Annotated in this window: 28 protein-coding genes; 16 read left to right on the plus strand and 12 right to left on the minus strand. The window is 65.2% G+C overall.

All coding sequences use genetic code 11. The features are described from left to right. Nucleotides 1-9: 9 nt before the first annotated feature. Nucleotides 10-1,254, minus strand: coding sequence for a cytochrome P450 (locus tag GTK01_RS13485; RefSeq protein ID WP_252926457.1), 1,245 nt, complete (start codon nucleotides 1,252-1,254; stop codon nucleotides 10-12). 102 nt (nucleotides 1,255-1,356) lie between these two features. Between GTK01_RS13485 and paaI the strand changes: the two genes are divergently transcribed. The 7 genes from paaI (at nucleotide 1,357) to GTK01_RS13520 (ending at nucleotide 7,515) form a co-directional block, all read left to right on the plus strand. Further along, a complete protein-coding gene (paaI, locus tag GTK01_RS13490) occupies nucleotides 1,357-1,797 on the plus strand; it encodes a hydroxyphenylacetyl-CoA thioesterase PaaI (RefSeq protein WP_252926459.1) in 441 nt (146 codons plus the stop codon). Further along, nucleotides 1,794-3,104, plus strand: coding sequence for a phenylacetate--CoA ligase PaaK (paaK, locus tag GTK01_RS13495; protein WP_252926461.1), 1,311 nt, complete (start codon nucleotides 1,794-1,796; stop codon nucleotides 3,102-3,104). Before paaI ends, paaK begins: the two co-directional genes overlap by 4 nt. After that, a complete protein-coding gene (locus tag GTK01_RS13500) occupies nucleotides 3,104-3,697 on the plus strand; it encodes a TetR/AcrR family transcriptional regulator (RefSeq protein ID WP_252926463.1) in 594 nt (197 codons plus the stop codon). Before paaK ends, GTK01_RS13500 begins: the two co-directional genes overlap by 1 nt. Nucleotides 3,698-3,737: 40 nt before the next feature. After that, the gene (locus GTK01_RS13505; RefSeq protein ID WP_252926473.1) at nucleotides 3,738-4,640 is read left to right on the plus strand and encodes a PaaX family transcriptional regulator C-terminal domain-containing protein; all 903 of its coding nucleotides are present in this window, start codon (nucleotides 3,738-3,740) and stop codon (nucleotides 4,638-4,640) included. 59 nt (nucleotides 4,641-4,699) lie between these two features. Next, nucleotides 4,700-5,971, plus strand: a complete 1,272-nt coding sequence (locus GTK01_RS13510) for a S8 family serine peptidase (RefSeq protein ID WP_252926474.1) — start codon at nucleotides 4,700-4,702, stop codon at nucleotides 5,969-5,971. An 84-nt stretch (nucleotides 5,972-6,055) separates the two neighbouring features. Beyond that, the gene (locus GTK01_RS13515) at nucleotides 6,056-6,277 is read left to right on the plus strand and encodes a hypothetical protein (protein ID WP_252926476.1); all 222 of its coding nucleotides are present in this window, start codon (nucleotides 6,056-6,058) and stop codon (nucleotides 6,275-6,277) included. Nucleotides 6,278-6,327: 50 nt separating this feature from the next. Beyond that, a complete protein-coding gene (locus tag GTK01_RS13520) occupies nucleotides 6,328-7,515 on the plus strand; it encodes a PqqD family protein (protein WP_252926478.1) in 1,188 nt (395 codons plus the stop codon). On the opposite strand, the gene GTK01_RS13525 is transcribed toward GTK01_RS13520, so the two are convergent. Further along, on the minus strand, nucleotides 7,500-7,919 hold the full coding sequence (locus GTK01_RS13525) for a PaaI family thioesterase (RefSeq protein ID WP_252926480.1): 420 nt from the start codon (nucleotides 7,917-7,919) through the stop codon (nucleotides 7,500-7,502). The genes GTK01_RS13520 and GTK01_RS13525 overlap by 16 nt on opposite strands. Before the next feature lie 96 nt (nucleotides 7,920-8,015). Here GTK01_RS13525 and paaA point away from each other — a divergent pair, with 96 nt between their 5' ends. The 5 genes from paaA to paaE are packed head-to-tail and all read left to right on the plus strand — an operon-like array spanning nucleotide 8,016 to nucleotide 11,649. Next, the gene (paaA, locus tag GTK01_RS13530; RefSeq protein WP_252926482.1) at nucleotides 8,016-9,011 is read left to right on the plus strand and encodes a 1,2-phenylacetyl-CoA epoxidase subunit PaaA; all 996 of its coding nucleotides are present in this window, start codon (nucleotides 8,016-8,018) and stop codon (nucleotides 9,009-9,011) included. A gap of 5 nt (nucleotides 9,012-9,016) precedes the next feature. Continuing rightward, a complete protein-coding gene (gene paaB / locus GTK01_RS13535; protein WP_252926492.1) occupies nucleotides 9,017-9,304 on the plus strand; it encodes a 1,2-phenylacetyl-CoA epoxidase subunit PaaB in 288 nt (95 codons plus the stop codon). Then, nucleotides 9,304-10,059 carry a 1,2-phenylacetyl-CoA epoxidase subunit PaaC gene (gene paaC, locus GTK01_RS13540; RefSeq protein ID WP_252926494.1) on the plus strand — a complete coding sequence of 252 codons (756 nt, stop codon included), beginning with the start codon at nucleotides 9,304-9,306 and terminating at the stop codon, nucleotides 10,057-10,059. Before paaB ends, paaC begins: the two co-directional genes overlap by 1 nt. Before the next feature lie 5 nt (nucleotides 10,060-10,064). After that, entirely contained in the window at nucleotides 10,065-10,562 is a 498-nt protein-coding gene (paaD, locus tag GTK01_RS13545) for a 1,2-phenylacetyl-CoA epoxidase subunit PaaD (RefSeq protein ID WP_252926496.1), read from the plus strand. 7 nt (nucleotides 10,563-10,569) lie between these two features. Next, entirely contained in the window at nucleotides 10,570-11,649 is a 1,080-nt protein-coding gene (paaE, locus tag GTK01_RS13550; protein ID WP_252926498.1) for a 1,2-phenylacetyl-CoA epoxidase subunit PaaE, read from the plus strand. Here the strand turns inward: paaE and GTK01_RS13555 are convergent. The 3 genes from GTK01_RS13555 to GTK01_RS13565 all read right to left on the minus strand — a co-directional run bounded on the left by GTK01_RS13555 (nucleotide 11,646) and on the right by GTK01_RS13565 (nucleotide 15,470). After that, nucleotides 11,646-13,295: a thiamine pyrophosphate-binding protein gene (locus GTK01_RS13555; RefSeq protein WP_252926500.1), complete on the minus strand. Its 1,650-nt coding sequence runs from the start codon at nucleotides 13,293-13,295 to the stop codon at nucleotides 11,646-11,648. The two genes, paaE and GTK01_RS13555, sit on opposite strands and share 4 nt — an antisense overlap. Beyond that, nucleotides 13,292-14,467: a CaiB/BaiF CoA-transferase family protein gene (locus tag GTK01_RS13560; protein WP_252926502.1), complete on the minus strand. Its 1,176-nt coding sequence runs from the start codon at nucleotides 14,465-14,467 to the stop codon at nucleotides 13,292-13,294. The genes GTK01_RS13555 and GTK01_RS13560 overlap by 4 nt, the downstream gene beginning before the upstream one ends. Before the next feature lie 73 nt (nucleotides 14,468-14,540). After that, on the minus strand, nucleotides 14,541-15,470 hold the full coding sequence (locus tag GTK01_RS13565) for an alpha/beta fold hydrolase (protein ID WP_252926504.1): 930 nt from the start codon (nucleotides 15,468-15,470) through the stop codon (nucleotides 14,541-14,543). Between the two features lie 199 nt (nucleotides 15,471-15,669). Here GTK01_RS13565 and GTK01_RS13570 point away from each other — a divergent pair, with 199 nt between their 5' ends. From GTK01_RS13570 to GTK01_RS13580, 3 genes are all read left to right on the plus strand, one after another. Then, nucleotides 15,670-16,698: an ABC transporter substrate-binding protein gene (locus GTK01_RS13570; RefSeq protein ID WP_252926506.1), complete on the plus strand. Its 1,029-nt coding sequence runs from the start codon at nucleotides 15,670-15,672 to the stop codon at nucleotides 16,696-16,698. A gap of 72 nt (nucleotides 16,699-16,770) precedes the next feature. Next, nucleotides 16,771-17,562 carry an ABC transporter ATP-binding protein gene (locus GTK01_RS13575; RefSeq protein WP_252926508.1) on the plus strand — a complete coding sequence of 264 codons (792 nt, stop codon included), beginning with the start codon at nucleotides 16,771-16,773 and terminating at the stop codon, nucleotides 17,560-17,562. A gap of 58 nt (nucleotides 17,563-17,620) precedes the next feature. Further along, complete coding sequence (locus GTK01_RS13580; RefSeq protein ID WP_252926510.1) at nucleotides 17,621-18,397, plus strand: ABC transporter permease; 777 nt, start codon at nucleotides 17,621-17,623, stop codon at nucleotides 18,395-18,397. Nucleotides 18,398-18,401: 4 nt separating this feature from the next. Here the strand turns inward: GTK01_RS13580 and GTK01_RS13585 are convergent, their stop codons facing one another. The 7 genes from GTK01_RS13585 to GTK01_RS13615 all read right to left on the minus strand — a co-directional run bounded on the left by GTK01_RS13585 (nucleotide 18,402) and on the right by GTK01_RS13615 (nucleotide 24,054). After that, entirely contained in the window at nucleotides 18,402-18,803 is a 402-nt protein-coding gene (locus GTK01_RS13585; protein WP_252926512.1) for a curlin, read from the minus strand. 171 nt (nucleotides 18,804-18,974) lie between these two features. Further along, the gene (gene csgH, locus GTK01_RS13590; RefSeq protein WP_252926514.1) at nucleotides 18,975-19,370 is read right to left on the minus strand and encodes a curli-like amyloid fiber formation chaperone CsgH; all 396 of its coding nucleotides are present in this window, start codon (nucleotides 19,368-19,370) and stop codon (nucleotides 18,975-18,977) included. An 86-nt stretch (nucleotides 19,371-19,456) separates the two neighbouring features. After that, a complete protein-coding gene (locus GTK01_RS13595) occupies nucleotides 19,457-19,891 on the minus strand; it encodes a curlin (RefSeq protein ID WP_252926515.1) in 435 nt (144 codons plus the stop codon). Between the two features lie 100 nt (nucleotides 19,892-19,991). Further along, nucleotides 19,992-21,227: an MFS transporter gene (locus GTK01_RS13600; RefSeq protein WP_252926518.1), complete on the minus strand. Its 1,236-nt coding sequence runs from the start codon at nucleotides 21,225-21,227 to the stop codon at nucleotides 19,992-19,994. A gap of 126 nt (nucleotides 21,228-21,353) precedes the next feature. Then, nucleotides 21,354-22,031 carry a hypothetical protein gene (locus GTK01_RS13605; protein ID WP_252926520.1) on the minus strand — a complete coding sequence of 226 codons (678 nt, stop codon included), beginning with the start codon at nucleotides 22,029-22,031 and terminating at the stop codon, nucleotides 21,354-21,356. Nucleotides 22,032-22,091: 60 nt separating this feature from the next. Beyond that, on the minus strand, nucleotides 22,092-22,742 hold the full coding sequence (locus GTK01_RS13610; RefSeq protein WP_252926522.1) for an AprI/Inh family metalloprotease inhibitor: 651 nt from the start codon (nucleotides 22,740-22,742) through the stop codon (nucleotides 22,092-22,094). Between the two features lie 40 nt (nucleotides 22,743-22,782). Further along, entirely contained in the window at nucleotides 22,783-24,054 is a 1,272-nt protein-coding gene (locus GTK01_RS13615; RefSeq protein WP_252926524.1) for an Hsp70 family protein, read from the minus strand. A 191-nt stretch (nucleotides 24,055-24,245) separates the two neighbouring features. On the opposite strand from GTK01_RS13615, the gene ettA reads away from it, so the two are divergent. Next, nucleotides 24,246-25,895 (plus strand): energy-dependent translational throttle protein EttA, encoded by a 1,650-nt coding sequence (gene ettA / locus GTK01_RS13620; RefSeq protein WP_252926526.1) that lies wholly within the window; start codon nucleotides 24,246-24,248, stop codon nucleotides 25,893-25,895. The last annotated feature ends 5 nt before the right edge of the window (nucleotides 25,896-25,900 follow it).

The raw sequence follows: 25,900 nt of genomic DNA on the forward strand, positions 1-25,900 counted from the left end.
TCGATCCTTTCAGTTCACTTTCGCCGGCAGCGTCGAGAAGCCGCGGAACCTGACGCGCCCAGTTCGCCGGGCCTCGCCGTCGAGACGGTAGCCGGGGAAGCGCTTCAAAAACCGCGCAATCGCAATGCGCCCTTCCATGCGGGCGAGCGAGAAGCCGGCGCACAGATGCGGGCCCTGGGCGAATGCAAGGTGGCGGTTGGGTTTGCGGGAGAGATCGAGCGTATCGGGCCGATCATACTGGCGCGGGTCGCGGTTGGCGGCGCCGATGCACAGATGGATGCGCGTTCCAGCGGCGATCGCTTCGCCGTCGAATTCGACATCCTCAACGGCCAGGCGGTTGCCGAGCTGATTGGGCGACTGGAAGCGCAGGAATTCGTCGATGGCGGTGTCGATCATCGAAGGATCGGCTTCGAGCCGAGCTTTTTCATCAGGCCATTCAAGGAGTTCGTAGAGCGCGTTGCCAATCAGATTTGTCGTGGTTTCATGGCCGGCATTGAGGATGAAGATGCAGTTCTGCAAAAGCTCCGTGTCCGACAATTGCTCGCCTTCATTGCCCGCGATCAGGCGCGTGAGCACGTCGGTTCCCGGATCGCCGGGATTCGCGCGGCGCCGCGCGGCAAGGTCTGCGAGATAGGCCTTGAACTCGGTGACAGAGCGGTTGCCCCAGTCCTGCTGCTGCGCCGTCAGCGTCGGCTCCAGCGCGCCGAGGATCGCCAGCGACCAATCGCGCAGCGGGCCACGCTCCTCGTGAGGCATGACGAAGAGATTGCCGATCACCTCGACGGGAATGGCCGAGGCGAAATCCTCGATCAGGTCGACATTCCCCTTGGCCTCCATCTTGTCGAGCAGGCCGTCCACGAGGGCGATGAGGCCCGGTTCCATCGCGGCGATGGCGCGGAGCGTCAGCGCGCCCATCATGATCTTGCGCACGCGCGTATGGAGCGGGGGATCGTTGAAGACGAGGCTCGTCGTATGGTGCTCGTAGAGCGGGGTATCGCCGAATTTCGGCTTGAACTCGACTTTCTTGTCCGACGAGAACGCCTTGGTGTCGCGGTAGACGCGGTCGAGATCTGCATAGCGCGACAGCATGACCGAGCCATCGGCGAAGCGCTTGACCGGCGCGTGCTCCAGAAGCGCGCGATAGGTGGGGAAGGGGTCGTCGGCAAATGCCTTCGTCACCGCGCCGATGTCGAAATCGCGCGCGAGCTTAGGGTCGACGTCGCGCGCGAGCGCTTGCGAACTCTCAACTGTCAATCAATCCTCCTCACGATGCCTCCCGCATCGACGATGTATTATTGACCGTCCGGCCGGTTTATGCAAGCTTCCGATCGGCTGCGGGAGAGGCCGGGAGGAAAGATGACGTTGAGCGCAGAAGAGATCGCGCGCAAGAGCGCGGAGGCAATGTGGGCGCGTGATGACGCGTCGAAATGGCTCGGCATGAGCCTCGACGCGGTCGGTCCGGGCACGGCGACGACCTCATTCAGGGTCGAGCAGCATCACACCAACGGCCACGACATCTGCCATGGCGGATACATCTTCACGCTGGCCGACAGTGCCTTCGCCTTCGCCTGCAATTCCTACAATCAGCTCGTCGTGGCGCAGCACAATACGATCAGCTTCCTGCGGCCGGGCAAGCTTGGCGCACGGCTGACGGCGACCGCGCGCGAGGTGACGCGATCGGGCCGCAGCGGCCTCTACGACGTCCGCGTTACCGACGAGGCAGGCAAGGTGATCGCCGAGTTCCGCGGTGCCTCGCGCGCCATCGACGGCCGGCATTTCGAGGAGGACACGCAATGAAGGACCTGACGCCACGCCGCGAGGATCTGGACCCGATCGAGGTCGCTTCGCGCGACGAGATCGCGGCGCTGCAGCTCAACCGGCTGAAATGGTCGCTGAAGCACGCCTATGACAACGTGCCGTTCTACAAGACCAGCTTCGATGCGGCGGGCGTGCATCCCTATGATTTGAACGATCTGTCGGACCTCGCAAGATTTCCTTTCACGGTGAAATCCGATCTGCGCGCGAACTACCCGTTCGGCATGTTCGCCGTACCGCGCGAGAAGGTGGCGCGCATCCATGCCTCGTCCGGCACGACAGGGAAGCCGACCGTCGTCGGCTATACGAAGAACGACATCGAGGTCTGGGCCGAATGCGTGGCGCGGTCGATGCGCGCATCGGGCACGCGGCCCGGCGACATCGTCCACATCGCCTATGGCTACGGGCTCTTCACAGGCGGGCTCGGTGCGCATTACGGCGCGGAACGGCTCGGCTGCACGGTTGTGCCGGTTTCGGGCGGGATGACCGCGCGGCAACTGACGTTGATCGAGGATTTCCGGGCCTCGACCATCATGGTGACGCCCTCCTACATGCTGTCGATCCTCGACGAATACCGTGCACAGGGGCTTGATCCGCGTCAAAGCCCGCTGCAGGTCGGCATCTTCGGCGCCGAGCCCTGGACGAACGCGATGCGCGCGGAGATCGAAGAGGCGTTCGACATGCACGCCGTCGACATCTATGGCCTGTCCGAAGTGATGGGACCGGGCGTCGCCAACGAGTGCGTGGAGACCAAGGACGGGCTGCACATCTGGGAGGATCATTTCTATCCCGAGATCATCAACCCCGAGACCGGCCAGCCGGTCGCCGACGGCGAGAAGGGCGAACTGGTCTTCACCTCGCTGACCAAGGAGGCCTTCCCGATCATCCGCTACCGCACGCGCGACCTGACACGGCTTCTGCCCGGAACGGCGCGCGCGATGCGGCGCATGGAAAAGATCACCGGCCGCTCCGACGACATGATGATCCTGCGCGGGGTCAACGTGTTTCCCACGCAGATCGAGGAGCAGATCCTCAAGGTGCCGGGCCTCAGCCCGCATTTCCAGGTCGAGCTGGTGCGCGAGGGGCGGATGGACGAGATGGTCGTCCATGTCGAGGCGTCAGCGTCGCAGGCCTCAGACGAGGCGCGCAAGACGAATGCCGCGAGCTTGCGCGATCTCATCAAGGACATCGTCGGCGTGACGGTGCGCGTCGACGTCGGCGCGCCGGAGACGATTGCGCGCAGCCAGGGCAAGGCGCAGCGCATTGTCGACAGCCGGCCGAAGAGCTGATGGCCCGCACCCGCGCCAAGGACTATGACGACAAGCGCCAGGCGATGCTGCACCAGGCGGCGATCGTCTTTGCGCGCGATGGCTACGACCGCGCGTCGATGGCGCAGCTTGCCACCGAATGCGGGGTCTCCAAGGCGCTGCTCTACCACTATTATGCTTCGAAGGAGGCGCTGCTCTTCGACATCATCGAGAGCCATCTGCAGGATCTGGTCGCGGCCGTCGGCGAGGCGGACGATGCCAGCCTTGCTCCCGAGGCCCGGCTGGAGGTGCTGGTGGCCGCCCTCCTGGAGGCCTATCGGGACGCGGATGCGGAGCACAAGGTGCAGATTGCCGGCCTGCGGCTGCTGCCCGCCGGCGACCAGGAAAAGCTGAAGGCCCTCGAGCGCGATCTCGTCGCGTTGTTCGCCGAGGCGATCCGCGCGCTTCACCCCACTATCTTTGCGGACCGGCCACTGATCAAGCCGGTGACGATGAGCCTCTTTGGCATGCTGAACTGGTTCTACATGTGGTTCCGGGAGGGCGGGCCGGTCAGCCGCGCGGCCTATGCACGGCTCGCCACGCAAATTCTCGTCGGTGGCGTCAAGTCGCTCTGAAATCCTTGCGGACGGCGCCTTGCCGTGCGAATGCGGAAAAATGGGCGTGCATCACAATCCCGCGCAACGAGCTCTCGAAGGCCTGATCGACCGGCTTCATGCCAAGGGCCGGATCAGGGTCTGGTCGCTCGTCATCACCATGTTCGGCGACGCGGTGGTGCCGCGCGGCGGGCAGGTACCGCTCGGCGTGCTGCAGGACGTGATGGGCCGCCTGCGGATCGAGGCCGGCGCCCTACGCACTGCAATGTCGCGCCTGGCTTCCGACCACTGGGTGATCCGCGCGCGGGTAGGGCGCAATTCGCACTACCGCCTCGCGGAAGAAGGGCGGCACGCCTTCGACCTTGCGACCAGGCGAATCTATTCCGAAGGCCCGCCGGCCTGGAATGGCGCATGGACTGTGGCCATCGCGCCGCCGAACGGCGATACCGACATCCTCGCCGACGCGACCGGGCTCGGCTTCGTGCGGATCAACGGAGGCGTCTATCTGCGGCCCGAAACCGAGGGCGCAATCCGGCTCGACGATGCACTCGCCGGGGCGCTGATCGTCCATGGCGAAAGCGCCGAGCATCCAGAAGCTTTTCATGAGCTTTGGCCCTCGCGCGATGTCGCGGAGGCATACCGCACGCTGATCGCGACGCTCACGCCGCTGCAATCGGCGCTGCAGGCCGGGTCGGGGCTCTCGGGGCTCGACGCAATGGCGGCGCGAATTCTTCTCATCCACGACTGGCGGCGCATCGTCTTGCGCGATCCGGGGCTGCCGATCGAGCTTCTGCCCGTCAACTGGCCGGGCGAAGACGCGCGAGAACTGGTGCGTTTGCTCTACGGTGCACTTTACGACGCGAGCGAAGACTGGCTCGACGATGCCGGTTTGCCGTCACCGCACGCGCCGCAGCGCTTTGCCGGCGAGGCGACGGCGCGGGGAGCTCAAGACCTCGTGTCCTGACGGTGGAATAAAGCTGCGCTATATCCGTTTTCGGGCCGTGAACATCGGGAGCGCAGACCATGTCCGACAATGAATTCGACCCGATCCGCCGCCGCATGCTGATGCGGCTCGGCCTTGCGGCCGGCGCGGTCTACTCGGCGCCGGTGCTGATGTCGCTCGGGACGGCGCGCGCGTCGTCGGCCTCCTTCAGCGGGTCGGTCCGACGGGCTCGGCCCGTCCGCCGTGCAGCGCCACCTCCGCCGCGCCCCGAGATCGTCGTCAGCGCGCCCGATGCCGCCATCGACGCGATCAGCGCGGAGGGCTACGAACTCCTGTCGCGCGCGCGCATCGCGGCCAGCGCATCCGAATTGGCGCGCTTCATCGTGCCGGCAAACCTGACGATCGATGAGGCGAGGGCGCAGATCGCCGGCCTCGTGCCAGCCGCGATCTTCGACATCAACGCGATCTACCGGCCGGAGGAGATGCCGTGTGGAGAGGACACGTGCGCCGCGTTCGACCTGATCGGCTGGAAGAGCGCGGCCCATGGCTGCCCGGCCGACACGGTCATCGGAATGATCGATACGACCGTCAATAGCGACCATGCGGCGCTTGCCGATGTTCCGATCGAGACCTTCCCAGTCATTGCCGAAGGCCGTCAGGCGGCCGGCGCGCTTCACGGCACGGCGGTCGCAATCTTGATGGCGGGGCGGCCCGACACGCGCACGCCGGGGCTTCTCGCGAGCGCACGGATCGTCGCGGCGGAGGCGTTCCACAAGGATGCGAGCGGCAACGACGCAGCCGATACGTTCGACGTCGTGCGCGCGCTCGACGAAATGATCACGCGCGACATTGGGGTCGTCAATCTGAGCTTCACCGGACCGGACAATGCAGTTCTGAAGGCCATCGTCGACGTGGCGCTCGCCAGGGACATGATCCTGGTCGCGGCAGCCGGCAATGCCGGGCCGAATGCCGATCCGCTCTTCCCCGCAGCCTATCCGGGCGTGGTCGCGGTGACGGCCGTCGACAGCCAGAGCCGTGTCTATCGCCGCGCCAATGCCGGCGACCATGTCGATTTTTCCGCGCCGGGTGTCCAGCTCTGGACCGCGGCGTCCGTCAGCGGGGGGCGGTATCGTTCCGGCACGTCCTATGCCGCGCCCTTCGTCTCGGCCGCGCTGGCGGCGGCGCGCGCCTCCGCGCCAGACGCGCCGTCCGGCGAGCTCGTCGAAGCGCTTGCAGAAGGCGCGGTGGACCTCGGTGAACCGGGCCGGGACGCGACCTTCGGCTGGGGTCTGGTGCAGGCACCGGCGGTCTGCAACGCCGATGCGGCGCTCGTCACGCCGGCCGGCCGATAACGCCCGACGAAGTTTTTATGGAATAGGTCTCGACATGGCCCGTTCTCCCCATTTCGAAGGGACATCAGACGCGAGGAGATCGTCATGGACGACACGAAGACCAAGATTTCACGCCGCGCGATGCTGGCCAAGCTCGGATTGGCCGCAGGCGCCATCTACGCCGCTCCGGTCCTGCTGCAGATCGGCGAGGCGAAGGCCTCGAGCTTCAGCGGACGCGGGCGTCGCGATGGCTGGCGCCGACCAATCCGCGGCGAGCGCCGCAGCTTTTCGCGGCGCAGTTTCTCGCGCCGCTCGTTCAGCCGATAGCCCCTTGTGGACGGGACCGGCCCTGCCGGTCCCGTCCACAAGGGGGGATCATGTTTCTGCGTTTCGAAGAGACGAATGTCGTCGTCGACGTTCCCGAGGATGCCGCGTTCGCAAAGGTGCTGCAGGCAGCCGCGTTCGATTGGGCAGTCGTGAAGACGGCGGAGGCCGAGCCTGCCAGCCGCGTGACGCGGCGCGGGGAGCGCTACGTGCTCCAATCGCCCGGCCGCGAGCCGGTGGAAGCGAGCGCGGTGGAAGCGGTGTGCGGCCTTCTCGTCGACGTGGTCGACGCGATGATCGAAGAGACGCCGTCGGTGCTTTGCCTTCACGGCGCGGCAATCGAATTCGCGAACCGGCTCGTCGTCTTTCCAAGCCGCTCGCATGCCGGCAAAAGTACTTTGGCCGCCAGGCTCGCCAGCGGCGGGCACACGGTCCTCGGCGACGACATTCTGCCGCTAACGCCCGATGACCAAAGCGGCGTTGCGCTCGGCATCGCGCCGCGTCTGCGCCTACCGCTGCCGCCTGCTGCCACGGAAGCCTTCCGGCGGTTCGTCGCCGACAATGCGGCGGTCGATGACGGCCGCTACCTCTATCTCGATGCCGATTGCGGCGCGCTCGCACCACGGGGGACAGTGCGCGAGATCGGCGCGATCGTGCTTCTCGAGCGGCATGCAGAGGGGCCGGCGCAGTTGTCGCGCGCGGGCGAGAGCGAGGCACTCCAAACGCTGATTCGCCAGAACTTCACCAGCGGTGCCGACGCTGCGGCGCTGATGGACAGGTTGTATGCGCTCGTCGGCCGACTGCCATGCTTAAAGCTCATCTACAGCGACCTCGAGGATGCGACCGCACTGCTCGAAGAGCGGTTTCGCCGCTGGCCGGTCTCGACGGAGGGACTGGCACGGGCTCCTGATGCGGTGTCCGACATCCCTGCAGCGGCGGGGCAGGATTCAGGGTCTGATGGGCAGCGTTTCCGCCAGATCGCCGGAATCGAATTGCGGCAGGTCGAGGGGGATCTCTTCCTGGCCGATCGCGACGGCGTCGCGATCTATCATCTGAATGCCATCGGTACTGGAATCTGGAAACTGCTTGCCGAGCCCACATCGGCGAACGAGGCCGTCGAAATTCTCGCGGCCGCTTTTCCGGATGCCGATCCCGTGCGTGTCGAGCAGGACGCGCGGGCGCTCTTCGCCGACCTCGATGCAGCGGGCTTCATCGAGCGTGTCGATCAGTCCTCCATATAGGCAAAGGCACCGGAGGCGGTGACGGCGATGCGATTGTCGCCGCTGGCTCTCATCTCGATGCGGACATAGGCCATGCGCTTGCCGTTTGAAATGATATCGACGCGGATGTCGACGTCGCCCGGCTTCAGCGGCCGGACGAAATGCGTGGTCAAGTCCACCGTCGTGCACATCCGAAACCTGCCGTTCAGCGCCGAAAGCGCCATGACCGCCACCGTATCGGCGGCCGAGACTGTCGCCTGACCGCAGATGACTCCGCCGCCATGGACGATGCGCGGGTTGGCGGGGAGCAGAAAAGTGCCGCCCCCTTCGTCGAAGGCGACGGCCTTCAGGTTCAGTTCGCCCACCCATGGCGCGAACATCGTGCGCATCAGATGTTCTGCCTCGTCGGTTCCAAAAGCCCTCATCATCCCTCCGGAAAATGTGTTACGAAAACTTGCCGTCGTGTCGATTTTTTGTTACATATCGAAAATCGGATCGCATCCGATCACGGAGGATTTGCCATGTACAGCCAGGGCCTGATCGGCGCAAAAACCGAGACGACCGAGGACGAAGCCTTCCTCGCCGCCTTCCAGGCGCGCATCGACGCGGAAGAAAAGATCGAACCCAACGATCCGATGCCCGAGGGCTATCGCCGCACGCTGATCCGCCAGATCGGCCAGCATGCGCATTCCGAGATCGTCGGCATGCTTCCCGAAGGCAACTGGATCACCCGCGCGCCCTCCTTGAAGCGCAAGGCGGCGCTTCTCGCCAAGGTGCAGGACGAGGGCGGCCATGGGCTCTATCTCTACTCGGCTGCCGAGACGTTGGGCGTTTCCCGCGAGCAGATGACCGAGGAGCTTTTGTCGGGCAAGGCGAAGTATTCCTCGATCTTCAACTACCCGACGCTGACCTGGGCCGATATCGGCGCGATCGGCTGGCTGGTCGACGGCGCGGCGATCATGAACCAGATTCCGCTTTGTCGCTGCTCTTACGGCCCCTATGCGCGCGCAATGATCCGCGTCTGCAAGGAAGAAAGCTTCCACCAGCGCCAGGGCTACGAAATCATGATGACGCTCGCGCAGGGCACCCCCGAGCAGAAGGACCTGGCGCAGGATGCGCTGAACCGCTGGTGGTGGCCGTCGCTGATGATGTTCGGTCCGCATGATGGCGAAAGCCAGCATGGCGACCAGTCGATGGCCTGGAAGATCAAGCGCTTCACCAATGACGAACTGCGCCAGCAATTCGTCGATTCGACCGTTCCGCAGACGGAGTTTATCGGCCTGACGCTGCCCGACCCGGACCTCAAATGGAACGAGGAGCGGGGGCACTACGATTTCGGCGCGATCGACTGGGACGAGTTCTGGCGCGTGGTCAAGGGCGGCGGACCGATGAACAAGGAGCGCATCGAGGCGCGGCGCAAGGCCTGGGACGAGGGCGCATGGGTGCGCGAAGCCGCGCTTGCTCACGCCGAAAAGCGCAAGGCCCGCCGTGACGCGGCAAAGATCGCAGCGGAGTGAGGGACATGGCGAAAAACGAAATCCCCCTTTGGGAAGTCTTCATCCGGCCGCGCAACGGTCTGTCGCACAAGCATTGCGGCTCGGTCCATGCGGCCGATGAGGTGATGGCGCTGCAGGCGGCGCGCGACGTCTATACGCGGCGCGGCGAGGGCGTTTCCATCTGGGTCGTCCCGTCGGCGGCGATCACCGCCTCCGATCCCGAGCACAAGGACGAAAATTTCGAGCCGGCGGCCTCCAAGGTCTATCGCCACCCGACCTTCTACAAGATCCCCGACGAAGTGGGGCATATGTGATGGCGAACGACGCGCTTCTCGCCTTCGTCGTCCGCCTCGCCGACGATCATCTGATCCTCGGCCATCGGCTCTCGGAATGGTGCGGCCATGCGCCGATGCTCGAAGAGGACCTCGCCATGCCGAACATGGCGCTGGACCTCATCGGGCAGGCGCGGGCGCTCTACCAGTATGCAGCCGAGATCGAGGGCAAGGGCCGCACGGAAGACGACTTCGCGTATCTGCGGCGCGAGCGCGAATACACCAACTGCCTGATGGTGGAGCGGCCCAACGGCGACTTCGCGCACACCATGCTGCGCCAGCTTTATTTCGCCGCCTTCATGGAACCGATGTTGCGCGCGATGGCGGTGTCAAAGGATGAGACGCTGGCCGGCATCGCCGCCAAGGCCGTCAAGGAAGTCGCCTACCACATCCGCCATGCGGGCGAGTGGGTGATCCGGCTCGGCGACGGCACTGAGGAAAGCGCTGCACGGATGAAGCAGGCGGTGCAAGACCTTGCCCCTTATGTCGACGAATTGTTCGATGCCGACGCGGTGACGCGGGCGGTGGTAGCCGCAGGGGTCGCGCCGGACCCGGCTGCGCTACGCCATTCCTTCGACCGGACAATCACGACGATCTTCTCCGAGGCCTTCCTCGACATGCCGGCCGCACCGTTCGTTCAGCGTGGCGGACGTGATGGACGGCATGGCGAGGCGATGGGGTATCTCCTCGCCGACCTGCAGCACATGCAGCGGACGTTTCCCGGGGCGGTGTGGTAGGCGCGATGCTTGCTGTCGACACCACCCTCGACCAGCGCCGCGCTTACGCAGCGGCGGCCGCCGTGCCAGATCCGGAAGTGCCCTGCGTGACGGTGGCCGATCTTGGCATCCTGCGCTCCGTCGAAATCGTCGACGGGGTGGCTGTTGCGAAGGTCACGCCGACCTATTCGGGCTGCCCGGCCGTGCTTGCGATCGAACTTGCGGTTGAGGCCGCGCTTCTCGACGCCGGCTTCGATGCCCGCGTCGAGCGCGTGATCTCGCCGGCCTGGACGACGGACTGGATCACCGACGAAGGCCGCGAAAAGCTCAATGCCTATGGCATCGCGCCGCCCGTCAAAAGCTCCAATTCGATCCGCTCGCTCTTTGGTGAGACGGTCGTCGCTTGCCCGCAATGCGGGTCCTTCGAGACCGAGCGCGTTTCGCAGTTCGGCTCGACGGCCTGCAAGGCGCTTTATCGCTGCACGTCATGCCGCGAACCGTTCGACTATTTCAAATGCATCTGAGGTCCCGATGGCGCCGCGTTTCCACGAACTGAAGGTCTCAGGCATCGAGCGGCAGACGCCCGATTCCGTCGCCGTCGCCTTCGATGTACCCGAGGACCTGCGCGAGACCTTTACCTTCAGGCCGGGCCAGTACCTGACGCTCTCGGCCGAGATCGACGGCAAGGAAGCGCGGCGGTCCTATTCGATCTGTTCGGCTCCCGGGGACCCGCATTTGCGTGTCGGGGTCAAGCGCGTTGCGGACGGGCGGTTTTCTTCGTTCGTCAACGAGACGCTTTCCATCGGCGACGTCATTCGCGTCATGCCACCTGAAGGGCGTTTCACCTCGCTCATCGGCGAGCGGCACGACTATATCCTGATCGCTGCGGGGTCGGGCATCACGCCGATGCTGTCCATCGCGCGCACCGTTCTCGCGCATGAACGCGACAGCACCGTCACGCTGATCTACGGCAACCGGGCCTCCGACCAGATCATGTTCCTGGAGGAACTGGAGGACCTGAAGGACAGGCACATGCGCCGCTTCAGCCTGATCCACGTCCTGTCGCGCGAGACGCAGGATGTCGAACTCTTGAACGGCCGCATCGACGGCGCGCGCATTCGCGAGCTTGCCGCGCGCGGGGCGATCGATCCGCTGGCGGCGGACGGCATCTTCCTTTGTGGGCCGGGCGAGATGATCGACAGCGTCTCGGCGGAACTGACGGCACTCCGCGTCGATGCCGACAAGGTGCGCTTCGAGCGATTCACGCCCTCGGGCGACGCGCCCAAGCCATGCCCGCGCTCGGCCGAGGCCGAAAAGGCCGCGCAGGAAGGCGTCGCCATCGAAGTGGTCGTCGACGGGGTGCGCCGGTCATTCGACATGATCGACCAGGACGCGACCGTGCTCGATGCGGCGCATCGCAAGGGGCTCGAACTTCCCTATTCCTGCGCCAACGGCATGTGCTGCACCTGCCGTTGCCGGGTTGTGGAAGGCGAGGCGGAGATGGCGGTCAACTACTCGTTGCAGCCATGGGAAATCGAGGCCGGCTTCACGCTCGCCTGCCAGACGCGGCCGACCTCGAAGAAGCTGGTGCTGGATTTCGACGCCGCCTAGCGCCCCTCCCTGATCTGGGTCAGCGTCTTCGTTGGCGTGATCGCTTCGGGATCGAGCCGGACCTCGATGATCGCGGCTTTGCCGCTCGTCCGTGCCCGCAGGAAGGCATCGGCGAATTCGTCCGTCTTCGCGACGATCTCGCCGTGGCCGCCATAGGCGCGGGCGAGGGCGGCGAAGTCCGGGTTCTTCATTGTCGTGCCGGAGATGCGGCCCGGATAGTCGCGTTCCTGGTGCATGCGGATCGTGCCGTAGATGCCGTTGTTCAAGATGACGACGATGATCGGCCGGTCGTACTGGATCGCGGTGGCGAATTCCTGTCCGTGCATCTGGAAGTCGCCGTCGCCGGCCCACACGACCACCTCGCGCTCGGGGAACAGCCCCTTGGCGGCGACGCCGGCCGGCACGCCGTAGCCCATCGAGCCCGAAGTCGGCGCGGCCTGGCCGTTGAAGCGGCGATAGCGGTGGAAGCGGTGCATCCACGTGGCGAAATTTCCTGCGCCATTGGCCACGATCACGTCTTCGGGCAGATTTTCTTCCAGCCACGCCATGACTGGACCCATCTTGACGGCGCCCGGCCCGTCGGTTGGCGGGGTCGACCAGTCGAGATAGCTCTGGTGAAGTTCTTCCGTGCGGTTCGCCCAACGGGGCGTGGCTTCGGGTCCCGTGCGCGAGAAAGTTTCGGCGAAGGCGGTGTTCGAGGCGTTGATCGCCAGTTCCGGGCGGAAGACACGGCCGAGTTCTTCCGGGTCGGGGAAGATGTGGACCAGCTTCTGGTCGGGGTAGGGGCTCTTCAGCAGCGTGTAGTCGGCCGAAGGCATTTCGCCGAAGCGGCAGCCGACGAGAACGACGACGTCGGCCTCCTTGATGTAGCTGGCGAGCTTCGGGTTCGCGCCGATGCCGATGTCACCGGCATAGCATTCGTGCAGCTGATCGCAGAGCGTCTGGCGGCGGAAGGAGCAGCCGACTGGCAGCTTCCATTTGGAGATTCCGGCGCAGACCTGTTTGACCGCTTCCTCGGTCCAGCGTGTGCCGCCGAGGACGAGGAATGGCCTTTCCGCGCCGTTGAGAAGTTCGACGAGTCGGTCCATTTCGGGTTGGCCGGGACGCGTCTCGACCGGCGTGAAGGGGAGCGGCATTGGCGCTTCCACCTCGTCGGTCAGCATGTCCTCCGGCAGCGAAACGACGACGGGACCGGGCCGGCCCGAGGTCGCGACCGCGAACGCACGCGTGACGAGTTCGGGAATGCGGCGGGCATCATCGATCTCGACGACCCATTTCGCCATCGAGCCGTAGAACGCCTTGTAGTCGACCTCCTGGAACGCCTCGCGCTCCTTGATGCCGCGGGCGATCTGGCCGACGAACAGGATCATCGGGTTGGAATCCTGCGCGGCGATGTGGACACCGGCCGACGCGTTGGTGGCGCCGGGGCCGCGCGTAACGAAGCAGATGCCCGGCTTGCCGGTCAGCCGGCCTTCGCAATCAGCCATCATCGCCGCGCCGCCTTCCTGGCGGCCAACGATGTTCTCGATGTTCGAATCGTGCAGCGCGTCGAGGACGGCGAGATAGCTTTCGCCCGGAACCGAATAGACGCGTTCGACGCCATTGGCCTCGAGCGCATCCACGATCAATTGTCCACCAGTCCTCATCGCGCGTTCTCCTCGATTTCCTTCAGCACTTCTTCGGTATGCTCGCCAAGGCGCGGTGAGGGACGTTCATAGACGCAAGGCGTGGCCGACATCACCATCGGCGCGCGCACGGAAGGCAGCATGTTGCCGTAGCCGTCGTCGAGGTCCATGCGCATGCCGCGCGCAATCGTCTGCGGATCGGCGAAGCTTTCCGCAATGTTGTTGATGGGGCTGGCCGGCACGGCGGAGGCGTCGAGCTTCGGCAAGAGGTCGGCGCGCATCCACGACGCCAGCGTTTCGATCATGGTGGCGCGCAGGCGGTCGCGATTGACGACGCGCGCCGGATTGGTGGCGAAGTCCGGATCGGTCGCCAGATGCTCCAGCCCGACGACCTTGCAGAAGCGCTGGAACTGGCCGTCATTGCCGGCGGCGAGGATGAAGTGTCCATCCTTGCAGGGCAGCACCTCATAGGGCGCGATGTTCATATGGGCGTTGCCCATCTGCTTTGGCGGATTGCCGGAGACGAGATAGTTCAGGTTCTGGTTGCCGAGCACGGAGACCTGCGTGTCGAGCAGCGCCATGTCGATTTGCTGGCCTTCGCCGGTCGCTTCCGCGTGGCGCAGGGCGGCTTGAATGGCGATGGTGGAATAGAGCCCCGTGAAGATGTCCGAGATCGCGACGCCCGCCTTTTGCGGCTCGCGGCCCGGCTCGCCGGTGATCGACATCATGCCGGACATGCCCTGGATGATGAAGTCGTACCCCGCGCGCGGAGCATAGGGCCCGTCCTGGCCGAAGCCGGTGATCGAGCAGTAGACGAGCCGCGGATTGATCGCCTTCAGACTCTCATAGTCGAGCCCGTATTTTTTCAGGCCCCCGACCTTGAAATTCTCGATCATCACGTCAGCGGTCGCGACCAGCTTGCGCACCTGCTCGGCGCCCTCCGGCGTCGAAAAATCGATGGCGACCGACCGCTTGCCGCGATTGGTGGAGTGATAGTAGGCGGCCGACAGGTTGGTGCCGTCATGGCCCATCACGAAGGGCGGGCCCCATTTGCGTGTGTCGTCGCCGCCGTCGGGGTTCTCGATCTTGATGACGTCGGCGCCGAGATCGGCAAGCACCTGGCCGGCCCACGGTCCGGCGAGAATACGGGCGAGTTCGATGACGCGAACACCCTTGAGCGGCGGCTGGGACATGAATTTTTGCGCTGGGCTCCCTCTTGTCCTGCCTGCCTAGCAGACCGGGCCGCGCCACGGAACCCGGCTTGGATCAGGCCACAGCGCTGCGCGCCCATTCGGCAAGATCGGCCGTGACGATGTCCCGGTTCAACTCGTTCAGGGATTCGTGACGGGTGTCGGCGTAAATCGTTGATCGCAGATTCGAAAAGCCCATCGCGCGCATGCGGCTGGCGAGCTTTTCGACCGCCTTGCCGCCATCGGTCGCCGGGTCCTTTTCGCCGCCGACGAGAAGGACGGGCAGGTCGCGAGGAATGATGGTGAAGTTGCGATCCTCGGCGCCGCGAAAGACGAAGTCGAACACCGTGCGCCACGTTGCGACGGACACGTCGAAACCGCACAGCGGATCGGCGACATATTTCGCGACCTCGACCTCGTCGCGCGACAGCCAGTCGAAGGCGGTCCTCGCATCCGGCACCTGCCTGCCCCAGGCCTGGAAGGTGAGCTTCGGCAGCATGTGCGAAGGCACGTCCGAGCCGAGGCGGAACCGTTCCCAGGCGAGGATCGCCTGCGCCAGGCGGCCAGCCAGACCGGCTGCGAAATTGGCGTTGAAGATCGCTGCGGCAGCGACACGCGAGGAATGTCCCATCAGATAGTTCAGCGCGATCAGCCCTCCCATAGAATGGCCGAAGAGGATGACAGGCAGGCCGGGATGGTTGCGCGCGATCAGGTCGTGCACCGCGTCGACGTCGCCCAGCACCTTGCTATGTGCCGGTTCGGTCCCGAAATGGCCGAGCGGAGCGTCGGGCGCGGTGGTCCGCCCATGACCGCGATGGTCGTGCGCATAGACGTGGAAGCCTTCTGCCGCCATCGCGCTTGCGAAACGCGCATAGCGGGCGGCGCGCTCGGCCATGCCGTGATTGACCTGAATGACGCCACGCTGCTCGCCCTCGGCCTGCCGAAAATGGATATTCAGCGTGGCGCCGGTCGGCGAGGGGTGAGCGTAGATTGCGGTGAAGGCCATGCGGCGTGCTCCGGTTTGCACGATTACGCTAGCGAGCCCTCCTCGACTTGAGAAGCGGAGAGCGGATTGTCATCGATATGCGCAGAGCATGTGCAATGCACAATTTTGGTGAAGTCTTGGGCAAAAGCTGCTTGCAAAGGGTTTGTCCGGGGGCTTTTATGACGTCATCAAAGGCAAGGATGCCAGAGGGGTTCCGACAATGATAACAAGACGTTTGTTCACGCTGATGGCTGCAACGGCGATCAGCGGTTTCGCCACCGCCCTGCCAGCAGCGGCGCAGACCACCGACATCAATTTCACGCTTGACTGGAAATTCGAGGGGCCGGCGGCCGGCTTCTTCCTCGCGCAGGACAATGGCCACTTCGAAGCCGAAGGACTGAACGTGACGATCGATTCGGGCAACGGATCGGTCGAGGCGATCCCGCGCGTTGCGACCGGCACCTACCAGATGGGGTTCGGCGACATCAATTCGCTGATCAAGTTCCTCGACGAGGACCCTGCGCAGAAGGTCAAGGCGGTGATGGTCGTCTATGAGCGCCCGCCCTTCGCCATTATCGGGCGCAAGAGTCAGGGCATCACGGAAGACCCCAAATCGGTCGAGGGCAAGAAGCTCGGCGCGCCGCCTCCGGACGGCGCCTTCGCGCAGTGGCCTGCCTTCGTCGAGGCCGCCGGCATTGACGAGAGCACGGTGACGATCGAGAGCGTCGGCTTCCCGGTGCGCGAGCCGATGCTGGCGCAAGGTCAGGTCGACGGCATCTTCGGCTTCGCTTTCTCCTCGGTGCTCAACCTCAAGGCGCAGGGTGTCGAAGAGGATGACATCTCGATGATCCTGATGGCCGAGCACGGCCTTGACCTTTACGGCAACTCGATCCTCGTCAACACGGATTTCGCCGCTGAGAATCCGGACGCCGTCAAGGGCTTCCTGCGTGCGCTCGCCAAGGGCTTCGCCGATGCCGTCGCCGATCCGGAAGCGGGCGTCGAAGCCGTGATGGAGCGCAACGAGATCCTGACCAAGGAGATCGAGCTGGAACGCCTCGAAATGGCGAACGAGCTCAACATCAACACGGCCTATGTGCAGGAAAACGGGTTCGGTGGAGTCGACGACGACAAGCTCGCGCAGTCGATCGAATACCTCAAGGTCTCGATGGGACTGAAGGGCAATGTGGACGGCGCGGCGGTGTTCGACGCCTCGTTCCTGCCCGCCAAGGAAGAACGGATGCTGCCGTAGCGGCATCCCACCTTTCCATCTGAACCGGCGCCCCCTATCGAGAGGGGGCGCCCCTACTGGCGCGGCGCTCCCATGAACCAACCACTCGTTACCATCAAGGACGTCGACATGCGCTATGGCGGCGCCGGCGGCCTGCTTGCCGTCGAAGGGCTGACGCTCGACATCGCCAAGGGCGAATTCGCAGCCGTCGTCGGGCCCTCCGGCTGCGGCAAGTCCACGCTGATGAAGCTCGTCACCGGCCTCTACATCCCGCAAGCCGGTCAGGTGACGGTCGCCGGCGAGCGGGTGACGAAGCCGGTCTCGATCGTCGGCATGGCGTTCCAGAACCCGACCATGCTGCCCTGGCGCACCACGCTCGACAATATCCTCCTGCCGCTGGAAGTGGTCGACCGCCACCGCAAGCGCCTGCGCCGCAACAAGGCCGAGTATGTCGCCAAGGCGGAAAAGCTGCTCGAGACTGTCGGCCTCAAGGGTTTCGGCGAAAAATTCCCCTGGCAGTTGTCGGGCGGCATGCAGCAGCGCGCAAACCTCTGCCGCGCGCTGATCCACGAGCCGGACCTCTTGATGCTGGACGAGCCGTTCGGCGCGCTCGACAGTTTCACGCGCGAGGAATTGTGGTGCGTCATCCGCGACCTCCACGCCGCCCAAGGCGTAACCATCGTGCTCGTCACCCACGATTTGCGCGAGGCGGTATTCCTTGCCGACCGCATCTTCGTCATGAGTTCGCGGCCCGGGCGGATAACCAAGGAACGGACTGTTCCATTTGCACGTCCGCGTGACCTCGAACTGCTCTACCAGGCGGATTTCAACGACGTCGTTCATGAATTGCGCGGCAATATTGCCGATGCGCGGAAGGCGGCGTGATGGAGAGGCCTGTGCTCTACGAGGGAGCCCCACCAGCATACAAGCCGAGGAGCGCGGCATGACGACGTCCAAGATCAACTGGATCAAGATCGCGCCGTGGCTTTATACCGCCGGGCTGTTCATCGTGTGGGAAATCATCGTCCGCGCCTTCGCGATCCCGCAATTCATCCTGCCAGCTCCCACGCGCATCCTGGAAGCCATCATCCAGTTCTGGCCGGCGATCTGGAAGAATTCGCTGCAGACGCTCTATACGACGACCGTCGGCTTCATCCTCGCCGTGGTCTTCGGCCTCGGGCTCGGCATCGCCATCGGCTGGTCGCGCTTCATCTATGCGGGGCTTTACCCGCTGATGATCGGCTTCAACGCCATCCCGAAAGTCGCGGTGGTGCCGATCCTCGTCATCTGGTTCGGCATTGGCACGATCCCGGCGGTGCTGACCGCGTTCCTGATCGCCTTCTTCCCGATCGTGGTGAACGTTGCGACGGGCCTCGCCACCATCGAACCGGAGATGGAGGACGTGTTGCGCGCGCTCGGCGCCAAGAAGATGGACATCATGCTCAAGGTCGGCATTCCGCGCTCGATGCCCTACTTCTTCGGTTCCTTGAAGATTGCGATCACGCTGGCTTTCGTCGGTTCGGTGATCGCGGAGACGGTGGCGGCGAATTCGGGCCTCGGCCACATGATGCTGGCGGCGCAGTCGCAGTTCAACGTGCCGCTGGTCTGGGCCGGGCTCATCATGCTCGCTGTCGAGGGCATCGCGATGTACGCCGTCATGGCCTGGATCGAGATGCGGATGACCGGATGGGCGCACCGCAGCCAACTCGCGCAGGCCTGAGCGATCACCAGCCCCACTGGAAGGTGGCGCCGGTGCGGCCATTGCCGTTCTGGATGATTTGGCCGCTCGTGCCGCGTCCGAACTGGAACAGTCCGTAGCGGTTGTCGTTGCCGGCCTGGGTGATCGTCCCGTTGTGGCCGCTGCCACGCTGGCTGACGACGCCGAGATTTCCGCGACCGTCCTGCGCGACGCCCGCCGAGTTGTTGCGGCCCTTCTGGATGATCGAGGCGCCGCCGCGGACGTCGCTATACATCTGGTAGAGCGCGAGGCCGGTACGCATCGCCCGGTCTTCCTGGCTGTTGGTCGGAGCGACGTGAATCGAAAGCTGGCCGTTCGCGGCCGCCGGGACCGTCGTGACTGGCAGGGCGATGGCGAGGGCGAGGGCAGCGGCGGCGAGACGGGTCATGCTGGTTTTCCTTCGATCTGCGAAGCAATGTGTGAGGCTGACGCGATCATGGCGCGTCCCGGCTGAACCGACCGCGAATGACCCATTCAGAAGCCGTTCATCGCTGCCGTCCGCCCAAACGCAAGCGCCCCGGACAGACCGGGGCGCAAGAACAGAAAGGCGGCGGACAGATCAGGCGCGGATGTTGCAGGGTATCGTCTTGCCGCCGGCTTCGACCGTGAGGTCGATTGCGTAGGCCCGCGCATTGCCGCCAAGCGATACCTGGCCGAGCATGGTCTTCTCGCCAGCCGCGGCAGCAAAGTCGCCGCCCTGGCGGATGTTGGTCCCGCTGCCGCTGACGCGCAGCGTGTAGGAGCCGGAAAGTGCGCTCGGGCTCGTCACCACGCCTTCGATGATGGTCATGCCGCCCGAGCTTCGAGTGAGAATCTCGCAGACCGGCGACGAGGCTGTCGCGGCTGGCTGGCCGGTGCCCGTCGCGCCCGCTGTGCACGCCATGAGCACGGCGGAGCCGAGGACGGCGAGCGGGGCGGCCATGCGGGAAAGGCCGGATCGTGCATTCAGGGTCATCGCTGTTGCCTTTCGTTTTGAGAATACTGTCACGAGGTGTCGCAGAACAGTCGGGCGGCCTGGGATGGCCGGCCGCCCTTGCTTGATTAGCGGCAGGTCTGGACGAAAGCCGCGATGTTGCCAGAGCCGGTCTGCTGGGTCGAGGCGTCGCAGTTGCGGCCGACCTGAACGCCAGCCGAGATGTTGCCGCGACCGTCCTGGATGACGACGGCGTTGTGGCCGGAGCCGAACTGTCCGACGCCGCCGGAATTGCGGCTGCCGCGCTGCTCGACCACCGAGCGGTTGCGCCAGCCGTTCTGGCCGATCGCGACCGTGTTGCGCCAGCCGTTCTGGTAGCCGGCAGCGTTGTTGCTGCGACCTTCCTGGTAGATGCCGGTCGAGTTGCGGGCACCCTGCTGGGAACCGCCGGCTTCGTTGCGGGCGCCGTACTGGTCGATCCAGATGGAGTTGGCGGAAGCGGGCATCGACGAGGCGCCCATCAGGGCAGCAAGGGCGGCGGCGAGGACGAGCTTGGCGTTCATGGCGAGTGCACTCCTGGTGTTCGGTTCCGGTCCCGGCGGGACTTCGTTTGGACGCTTGGATATTTGTCCACCGGAACCGAACGCAGGCTGAAGCGTGCGTTCACCAGTCGTTCAGCGGCCGGTCAGCGGCACGCCTCGCATCGCGCCAGGCGTAAAGCCAGATCGCAAGGCCGAGCAGCGCCAGCACCGTGCCGACGAAACCGGCGGACGGGAACCCGTAACCCATCGTGATGACGATGCCGGCGAGGAAGGGCCCGAGCGCATTGGCGGCGTTGAACGCACTGTGATTGAGCGCGGCGGCCAGCGTCTGCGCGTCCTGCGCGACATCCATCAAACGGGTCTGCAGGACGGCGCCAAGGCTGCCGAAGAAACCGATCAGCAGGATCACGGCGCTGATGGTCCAGACATTGCCGGCGGCAAGAGGGAACAGCGTCAAAGATGCGGCGCTTGCCAGCATGAACCAGACCGGCGTCGCCATCAGATTGCGGTCGGCGGCCCGCCCGGCGGCGATCGTTCCGAGCGTCATGCCGACGCCGTAGATGGCGATGACGACCGGTACCACCCAAGCGTCGACGCGGGTGACTTCGAGCAGCGTGGAGGCGGTGAAGGAGTAGACCGCGAAGAAACCTCCGAAGCCGACCGCGCCCGTGGCAAGCGTCAGCCAGACCTGCTTGTTCTGCAGGGCTGAAAGTTCGCGCATCGGGCTCGCCGCAGCATCAGGCCGGTCGAAGGGCGCGAATGCGGCGATCATCGCCATCGTTGCCAGCGCCAGAAGGCCAGGCAGGGCGAAGCCCCAGCGCCAGCCAGCGTGCTGGCCGATGAAGGTTGCAAGCGCGACGCCGAAGATCATCGCGATCGTCAGTCCGAGCATGATCGAGGAGACGGCCTGCGCGCGCTTGTTGGGGGGCACCAGCGAGGCGGCGAGAAGGGCAGCGATGCCGAAATAGGCGCCATGCGGCAGACCGCTCAGGAAGCGGAAGCCGATCAGCCAGCCATAGGAGGGCGAAATCGCGCTCAGGCAGTTGGCGATGCCGAACACCGCCATCAGCGCGATCAGCAGGAACTTGCGCGACAGACGCGCCGACAAGACCGCGATGATCGGCGCGCCGACGACGACACCGAGCGCGTAGGCGCTGATCGCGTGCGCGGCCATTGGCTCGGAGACGTGAAGCCCGGCGGCGAAGTAGGGCAGGAGGCTCATCGCGGCGAATTCGGTCGTGCCGATCGCGAAGCCGCCCATGGCGAGCGCGAGGATCGTCAGCGGCACGTTGGTCACGGCCAGTTCGCTGGCCGGGATATCGGCGGGCGCGGCGATGGTCGCAGAGGCGTCTTGCATGGGAGGGGTCCATCTGAAGCATGAAAGCGGGGTGCGGCTCCTCCCGACGCACGCCGCCGAAGCTAGTGCCGCTGGCTCGCAGCGACAATGCGTGCGGGCGCAGGCGCACCATGCACAAATGGAGGGTCAGGTCGCCTTCTTCGCTAGCCAGATGACGTGGCGGGCGCCGCGCTTCGAGCGGCTGGCGCGTACGCGCATTTCCTCGATCGCGAAGCCGGATTGGCGCAGCCGCGCCGCAAAGCGCGCGTCCGGCCCCTGCGACCAGACGGCAAGCATGCCTCCCGGCTTGAGTGCTGCGCGGGCGGCGGCGAGACCGCGATGGGCGTAGAGCGCGTCATTGGCCTCGATCGTCAGGCCTTCCGGGCCGTTGTCGACGTCGAGCAGAACCGCATCGTAGACGGCGTTCGCCTTGCCGACGACCTTGGCGACGTCGCTCTCGATGATCGTCACGCGCGGATCTTCGAGGCTACCGGCATGGAGTTCTGCCATCTGGCCGCGCGCCCAGCGCACGACCGCAGGCACCAGTTCCACCACTTCGATCCGAGCTTCAGCCGGGAAGGCGGCAAGCGCGGCGCGCAAGGTGAAGCCCATGCCGAGCCCGCCGATCAGGATCGACGGCTTCAATGTGTCGGCGAGACGTTCCTGCGTCAGGGTCGCCAGCGCCTCTTCCGAGCCGGAAAGGCGGCTGTTCATCAGTTCGTTCGCGCCGAGCATGATCGAGAATTCGGTGCCGCGCTGCTTGAGGCGCAGGCGCTCCCTGCCGCCGGGCGCTTGCGCGGAATCGAGTTCAACCCAAGGGATCATGTCAGGCCTCGCATCTGGTCGTCCCGCCTGTAGGGCCTGACGGCGGTGGGGTCCAGAGCGTTATCGCTGACGCCAGAGAGTGACCGGAGTGCCGTTGGCGAGCTGGCCGGAATAGTAGTCGGGCCCGTCGCGCTTCAGCACCGCGATGCGGTTGCCGTTCGAGGCATAGAGCAGGAACTCCGCCTCGAGCCCGGTCATCGTCTCGTCGAGCCGCCAATCATTGGCATTGGCAAGTTGCGAGTTTCGGCAGCCGGAGGGTTGCGCGGTGCCGCGCGGCGGGTTTGTCCCGCTCCAGCTCGATTGTGATTGAATGGCAATGGTGCAGCCGCAATTCGGGGCGCCGTCGGTCGCCTGCCATGTGCCGCGAATATCGAATTCGGAAGGCAAAGCGCGCGCCGCCACCGTGCCCGCGACCGCGCCGCCGACAGGGCCTGCGACCATGGTTCCCGCGCTGGTGATCGCGCCACGACCGACATTCTTGCCGACATTCCAGGCCGTCGCGGTGCCGAAGGCGGTCATCCGGTCCGGCTTGGCCGGCGGTCCGGACGGCAGACGCGTCGTGCATTGCATCGGGCCGATGAAGCCCGGCGTAGCCGCCGTCTCGGTGCCGGCACCCGCGACATCGCCCGACTGGCAGGCGGCGACCAGCATGGCTGTTGCGACCAGCGCGCAAAGAGTGATGGATCGGTGATTCAATGTGTGTCCCCGCATCCACATCTCCTGCGGAAGGACCATGGCGAGAGTTTGATCGTCAGCTGAAACGGCGCGCGGCGTCGATGGCGAGCCCGAGACCGACCGCGCCGAACTGGTCGGCGGCGGTGAAGCGCGCGCCGGGCAGGCGGGTTTCCGCCGCCGCGCGAACGGCCGGCACCAGCGCGCCGCCGCCAGTCAGGATGACCGTGGACATGTCGCCGGCGCGGACGCCGGCCTTCGCCAGCGCATCCTCGATCGACGCGCCGATGCGCGAGACCAGGTCGGCCGTCGCCTCGTCGAACTCGGCGCGACTTACGGCGACGTCGAGGCTGAGGCCGGGCTCGGTGAGCGCGATGCGCGTCGTGTCCTCGTCGGTCAGCGCGATCTTCGCTTTCTCCACCTCGGCGGCCAGTCGATGGCCGGAGCGATACTTCAGGAGATGGGCGTAGCGGTCGAGTTTTTCGGGTTCGGCCGCCTCGCGCGTCAGCGCCTGGATGTCGCGCGCGTTCTTGGGCGTATAAAGCGTGTTGATGCGGTGCCAGGTCGCCATGTCGTTGAAATACCAGACCGGCAGTTGCCGCTTGCCGTCCTTCGTGCCCGAGCCGAGCCCGAAATGCGGCATCGCCTTGGCGATGTTCAGCTGGCGGTCGAAATCCGTTCCGCCGACATGGACGCCGGCCGTGCTCAATATGTCGCTCGACCGGTCGAGATCGCGGGCGCGGTCAGGGGACAAACGAAGCACGGAAAAGTCCGACGTGCCGCCGCCGATGTCGACCACCAGCGCGAGTTCCTCGCCATTGATCAAACGCTCGTAGTGGAGCGCTGCGGCGACCGGCTCGAACTGGAATTCGATATGGGAAAAGCCTTCCGCCCGGGCCGCCGCCTCGAGTTGGCCCTGCGCCTGCGCGTCCGCCGCATCGTCCTCATCGATGAAGCGGACGGGACGACCGAGCACAACCGCCTCCGGCACGCCACCTTCCTGCCCCTCGATCTGCTCGCGCAGATGGCGCAAATAGCGCCCGATCAGTCCCTCGAAGGTCATGCGGTCGCGCCCGACCTGCGTCGTCTCCTTCATCAGCGAGGTGCCGAGGATGGACTTCAGTGCCCGCATGAAGCGCCCTTCCGCGCCGTCCATGTATTCGAAGACGGCGGCGCGGCCGAAATAGGTGCCGCCATCCTCGAGGCTGAAGAACAGCGCGGACGGGATCGTCAGATGATGGCCTTCGAGCGGGATCAGCCGTGGCTCGGCGCCGCGCACGCACAGCCCCACGGTCGAGTTGGTGGTGCCGAAATCGATGCCGCAGGCGGTGGTGGACATGGGTCTGCTCATGAAATGCGCCGCACCGGCGCGTAGGGCGCAATCCGGGGCGGTTAAGGGAAGGGCGCTCCCTCTAGCCGATCACGGAGCAGATGGAAAGGGCGGTCGAAGGCCATCCCCCGCATTGCTCCCGGCGCTCGTTTCACCTACATACGGCGCGACGAAATTCCCCCGACCCAGAAGAACGGAGTTCGACGCGCGCCATGGCACGCCAGTTCATCTATCACATGTCCGGCCTGACGAAGGCCTACGGCGCCAAGAAGGTGCTCGAAAATCTTCACCTGTCCTTCTACCCCGATGCCAAGATCGGCATTCTCGGACCGAACGGCGCCGGCAAGTCGACCGTGCTCAAGATCATGGCCGGGCTCGACAAGGACTGGTCGGGCGAAGCCTGGCTCGCCGAAGGCGCGACGGTCGGCTATCTGGCGCAGGAGCCGGAACTCGACAATTCCAAGACGGTGTTCGAGAACGTCATGGACGGCGTTGCCAAGAAGACGGCCATCATCGATCGCTACAACGAACTGATGATGGAATATTCCGACGAGACGGCGGACGAGGCGGCCAAGCTTCAGGACGACATGGATCGGCTCAATCTGTGGGACCTGGAACAGCAGGTCGAGATGGCGATGGAGGCTCTGGGTTGCCCGCCCAAGGATGCCAATGTCGTCAATCTGTCGGGCGGTGAACGCCGCCGCGTCGCGCTGTGCAAGCTGCTCCTGTCCGAGCCGGACCTCCTGCTGCTCGACGAGCCGACCAACCATCTCGACGCCGAGACGACCGCCTGGCTCGAAAAGCATCTGCGCGCCTACAAGGGCGCCGTGATGCTGATCACCCACGATCGCTACTTCCTCGACAACGTCACCGGCTGGATTCTCGAGCTCGACCGCGGCAAGGGCATTCCCTACGAGGGCAACTACACCGCTTATCTCGACGCCAAGGCCAAGCGCATGAAGCAGGAGGGCCGCGAGGACGATGCGCGCCAGCGTGCGATCAGCCGCGAGCGCGAATGGATTCAATCGAGCCCCAAGGCCCGGCAGACGAAGTCCAAGGCGCGCATCCAGGCGTTCCAGGACCTGCTCGAGGCAGCGGACAATCGCCGTCCGTCGGACACGCAGATCGTCATTCCGCATGGCGAGCGGCTGGGCAATGTCGTCATCGAGGTCGAAAACCTCAGCAAGGGGTTCGGCGACCAGCTCCTGATCGAGGGTCTCCAGTTCCGCCTCCCGCCGGGCGGCATTGTCGGCATCATCGGCCCGAACGGCGCCGGCAAGACGACCCTGTTCAAGATGATCACCGGCCAGGAAAAGCCCGACGAAGGCACGATCCGGGTCGGCGAGACGGTCAAGCTCGGCTATGTCGACCAGAGCCGCGACGCGCTTGATCCCTCCAAGACCGTTTGGGAGGAGATTTCGGGCGGGGCGGAGGTCGTCAAGCTTGGCAAGCACGAAGCCAACACGCGCGCCTATTGCTCGTCGTTCAACTTCCGCGGCGGCGATCAGCAGCAGAAAGTCGGCAACCTGTCGGGCGGCCAGCGCAATCGCGTCCATCTGGCCAAGATGCTGAAGACCGGCGGCAACGTCCTGCTCCTCGACGAGCCGACCAACGACCTCGACACCGAGACGCTGGCCGCGCTCGAAGACGCGCTCGAAAACTTTGCCGGATGCGCCGTGGTCATCAGCCACGACCGCATGTTCCTCGATCGCCTCGCCACGCATATTTTGGCATTCGAAGGCGACAGCCACGTCGAATGGTTCGAAGGCAATTTCGAGGAATACGAAAAGGACAAGGTACGCCGCCTCGGTCCGGATGCCCTCAATCCGCACCGGATGACCTACAAGCGCCTGACGCGCTGATGCAC

The sequence above is a fragment of the Aliihoeflea sp. 40Bstr573 genome, from assembly GCF_024105655.1.
Taxonomy (GTDB): domain Bacteria; phylum Pseudomonadota; class Alphaproteobacteria; order Rhizobiales; family Rhizobiaceae; genus Aliihoeflea.